Annotated in this window: 1 protein-coding gene and 2 pseudogenes; all 3 read left to right on the top strand. The window is 57.4% G+C overall.

Annotated features, from left to right (window positions below):
- Window positions 1-292 precede the first annotated feature (292 nt).
- On the top strand, window positions 293-3,859 hold the full coding sequence (locus ABZ728_RS22020; RefSeq protein WP_366658597.1) for an OmpA family protein: 3,567 nt from the start codon (window positions 293-295) through the stop codon (window positions 3,857-3,859).
- A 126-nt stretch (window positions 3,860-3,985) separates the two neighbouring features.
- Window positions 3,986-4,104: pseudogene (locus ABZ728_RS22015) on the top strand (IS5/IS1182 family transposase); the annotation flags it as partial.
- A gap of 78 nt (window positions 4,105-4,182) precedes the next feature.
- Window positions 4,183-4,434 (top strand): annotated as a pseudogene (locus ABZ728_RS22010) (IS3 family transposase); the annotation flags it as partial.

Here is a 4,434-nt window from a genome sequence, read left to right as displayed (position 1 = left end):
TTGAGTGCTCCATGGAGAAACTCCATAACAATCAAGCCTTCCCAACGTCTTCTCACAATACCTCAATCCGGAAAACATGGGCCGCAGGCTCCGCTTACTTCCCGCCGAAAGTGGTTGCTACTCAGCCTGCTCGTTCTTGTGGTTCGCTGGCTTGCAACGGACAGCAGATGGTGAGGTCGGTGTCCATCAGATTTCGTCGGATCATGGCGATCTAGCGTCTGGCCAAATCACCATCAGCGATATAGTGGACGTGCTCTCAGAATTCGGCGTTCCTAGCGAGGTGATCGTAAGGATGTTGCAAACGCCCAGTGAAGAGATGCATGTATTCACTGAAGACGACTTGGTGCGTCATGGGCTTCTGGATGTACCCACGCCGACACTGGATGCCTCGTCCTTTTTGATGTCTTGTGAGAGTAGTTGCCGCCCAGAAAGCGGCGGCCAAATGTGCATAGCCTATTGCGGCTGCGTGTTGACGGATCTTCAGGAAACGGAATTTTGGCTGAACGACGAAGTTTCCGAGGCCGAAGTGATGGCCAGTTCGGAGTTCCTCGGCATCATCCAGGCCTGCCAGCGGGATGCTATAGAACAAAATGAAGACAGTTCGCCTCCAGGCGCCGGTCGCCTCGCCATCGGTGCCGAAGCGGCATTCAACTGGATTTTCGTTCCGATGGAGGGCGATCCGCCCGTCTCTAGTGAGTTTACGCTGACTGGGTCAGTCGCTGCGTCTGATTTCAAATCCGGTTGCTGGGGCCGGATCGACCCATCTCGTCCCGATTTCGTGGTCGAGGTCGAGAATGAGGGCGATCCCTTAACCATACGGGTTCGCTCTGATGCCGATACGACGCTCATGGTGGTGACCCCGTCTGGTGCGATAGCCTGCGATGACAAAACCTATGGGCGGGATCCGGAGATCTCGTATTCCGCTGCTGAGGCTGGAGAGTACGATGTCTGGGTCGGGTCCTGGGGGGCGAGTGGAAGGCGCAGCGCAACGCTGACAGTCTCGCGAGAGCCTGTGGCGGAAATCGGCGACATGTTGTCACCCAGCAATGACTTTGATTGGCCCGACGAGAACACCGTTCCTGATGATACCTTCTCCGGCGTAGAAACTATGGCGGAAATCTGGGAGGTGCTGGTCGCCGACTTGGAGATTTTCGGCACCTATTTGACGGCGGAATCGGTGGTGCCCGCCGGTATCGACGGATTGGAAATCACCGATCTTTCAATCAATGATCCCGAGCTCGATGAACCGATTACCGTGCCATCGGTCAAGGTCCATGCCTTCGATATCGACAATGTAAGATATGGGTTGGAGCCCACCTATTTCGATATCGAGATGATCGACATTGATTACATGGAGCTAGTGCAAATCGTGGCCATGGAAATGGGCGTGCCGTTGGCCGACATGGAGACAGACGTGGCGACAGTATCAGCAAGCATCATGCCGATGATGGATGATACCCAGATACGTCTGCATTTTGAAATCCCGAACTCACTTACCCTGAATTACCTGGCAATTGTTCGGGGAGAGCCGGCGGGGCTCGATGCCTTGGGGCATGCGTCGGTTGAGACTGTCTCGTTCTCGATCGTCGATCAGGGCTTCGTACGTGAGTTTGTTGATGCGCAGAGTATGCATTTCGGTTTGTCGCGCGACGATCTTCTGGATGTCTTGGATGAAGGGACAACCGATGCGAATTTTCTGGTCACCCAAGATGATCCGCGGGGGAGTGTCTTTCTGGCTCTGCGCGAGTTGTTAGCACAAAGTGATACCGGTGGCACCTTTACTCTGACTGCTTCACCCGATCCGCCAATACCGTTCTCGGATCGTCGCTGGAGCATTTTCGACGTCGACGTCACAGAGATCGAGGTCTTGGGACTCAATGCCAATTATACGCCGAAGGATTGGATCGAAGGTGAGCGGTTCGCACTGCCAAGACAGGTTCTTGAGGATGCCGCCGACCTACCGGGCGATGCCCCCAACGCTCTGCATGATCTTGCCCAACGCGCTGTAGCCGGAAACGCCGATGCCCAGCATGATCTGGCGACGGCCTTTGCCCTTGGCGAAGACATCTCACAGAATTTGGAGAGAGCGGTTTTCTGGTATCAGCAAAGTGCCGACGCCGGTATTCCCAACGCCATTTACAATCTTGGTATCCTGACGCGTGACGGATTAGGCCGAGACGCATCAGCCGAAGCCGCCGTCAAACTCTTCCGGCGAGCTGCCCAACGCCATCATCCCGACGCCCAATTGGCACTGGGGCGCATGATACTGGTCGGACGTGGCGCCGAACGTGACCCGGTTCAAGCCGCCAGATGGTTTCAGGCGGCCAGTGCCGGTGGCAACCCAAGCGGCGCGCTGGAACTGGGACGTCTATTCGAAGCTGGCCTGGAGGGTTCGGTTGACCGAACGGCGGCCGCTGAATGGTACCGGATGGCCGCCGAAGCTGGCAACGAAGAGGCTCAGGCAGCGTTGGACCGATTAGTCGAGCAAACACCCGTCGAGCAGCCACCGTCCATTTTTATCGATGACGACTTGATGCGCTATAGGCTTATGGATCTACCCGCGCCAGGGCTGGCGATGAGACGGGTGATCTCGGAACGGCTGGAAGGCGAGGGGCAAAGCCCACCACGACTTGTCGTGACTGGCGAACTGGTGAATGACAGCGACTATGTCCAGCCAATCCCGCTTTTGGTGGCAACATTATTCGACAATGCCGATAGGGCGTTGTTCGAATGGAGTTTCGACGTCGATCGCGAGCGACTTGAGTCTGGGGAATCGATCCGATTTGCGACGGCGTTAGACGATCTTGACGTTTCGGCAACGCGATTGGAGATCACCGTTGCCGCCGAGAACGAGATTGATATCGTCCGTCGTGCCTTAAGTGCAGCGCAGACCGAAGTGGATACCCTCGAACGGTCGCTGCGCCTGACCGAGGAAAACCGCGAACGCCTAATGGCCGAACTTACGGCTGCGCGGGACCGAACTCAGGGCTTGGCGGAGTCGCTGAGTAGTGAACAGGAACGCAGGGTTCTGGCGCAGCGCCAGCTCGAAGAACGCGAAATCCGGATCGAAGAATTGACGGCCCGCCTTAGCGCGACTCAAGGACTGCTTGACGATCAACTCGAACTGCGTCGCGACGCAGAGAACCGCGTGGCCGTTCTCGACCAGGAAATCCTCGATCTTCGAAGTCAACTCGACCGGGTTGAATCGCTGCTCGCCGCATCGGAGGAACAGGTCGGCGACCAGAATCTCGAAATCGCCCAGCTTGAGGGGCGCCTAAATCAAGCGTTACTTCGCGAAGTCGAGGAATTGACCCAGTATCGATCCGAGTTTTTTGGAAGGCTGCGTCAGGTTCTAGGCGGGCGTGAAGATATTCGCATCGTCGGCGACCGGTTTATATTTCAATCCGAAGTGCTTTTCCCAACAGGGTCAGCAACTTTGCAACAGGGCGGCCAACAACAACTCGCTGAATTGGCGAATGAATTGTTGACCGTGGCCGATCAGTTTCCCCCCGATGTCGACTGGATCCTGCGTGTCGACGGGCACACGGATGCGGTGCCGATCAGCACGCCGGAATTCCAATCGAATTGGGAGTTGTCAACGGCGCGCGCCCTTGAGGTTGTTCAGTTCTTGGCCAATCAAGGCATTCCTGAAGATCGACTGGCCGCTGCGGGATTCGGCGAGCATCAGCCGATCGCGGAGGGGACGTCGCCGGAGGCCTTGGCCCGCAACCGCCGAATCGAATTGCAATTGGACCGGGCGGCCGGCGGCAGCGACGCCGGGGTCGTCGACGCCCATGATCCGGACACCCCAACGGACGATCTTTTGGGAACCCATAATCCTGCCGGCGCTCTGCATTAACTCCCGTCCGTCCTATTCGCCTCGATGTAGCAATTGAGCAGAAAACCTACATTAGGCCGAGATCGGCGGTGGTCAGCAGGTACCAGAGCGGGAATAGTCGCGGGTTTCGTGCGGCCCCGGAGTCATGTAGGACGTGCTCGAGCGACGGATTTGCGTGCCGTCTGTGATGCGATCCAATAGGGTGCCGATGGGTCGTGCTCCCGAAGGACTTCCCGCCGTTTGCCACGGTCCAGTACTACTTCTATATTTCGCGTGATAGTGGGATGCTTGATTAGATGAACGAGACGCTGGTGTCGGCGGCACGGCTTCGAGACGGTCGCGAGGGCGAGCCATCCGGGATCAACCGCATCTATCGACTCTACCGCGAGGAAGGGCTGACCGTCGGCAAGCGGCGTGCGCGGCGCAAGGCTCTCGGCACACGTGCCCCGATCTTGGTCGAGGTGCGAGCGAATGCCAGATGGTCGCTGGATTTCGTCCATGACCAGTTCGCCTGCGGGCGGCGGTTCCGAGTGCTCAACATCGTCGATGACGTCACCCGCGAATGCCTGGCTGCAATCCCGGACACCTCGATATCA

Source organism: Fodinicurvata sp. EGI_FJ10296 (assembly GCF_040712075.1).
In the GTDB taxonomy this organism is placed as follows: domain Bacteria; phylum Pseudomonadota; class Alphaproteobacteria; order DSM-16000; family Inquilinaceae; genus JBFCVL01.
Note: the sequence above shows the minus strand (reverse complement) of the source record. Positions and strands in the feature narration are given on the sequence as shown.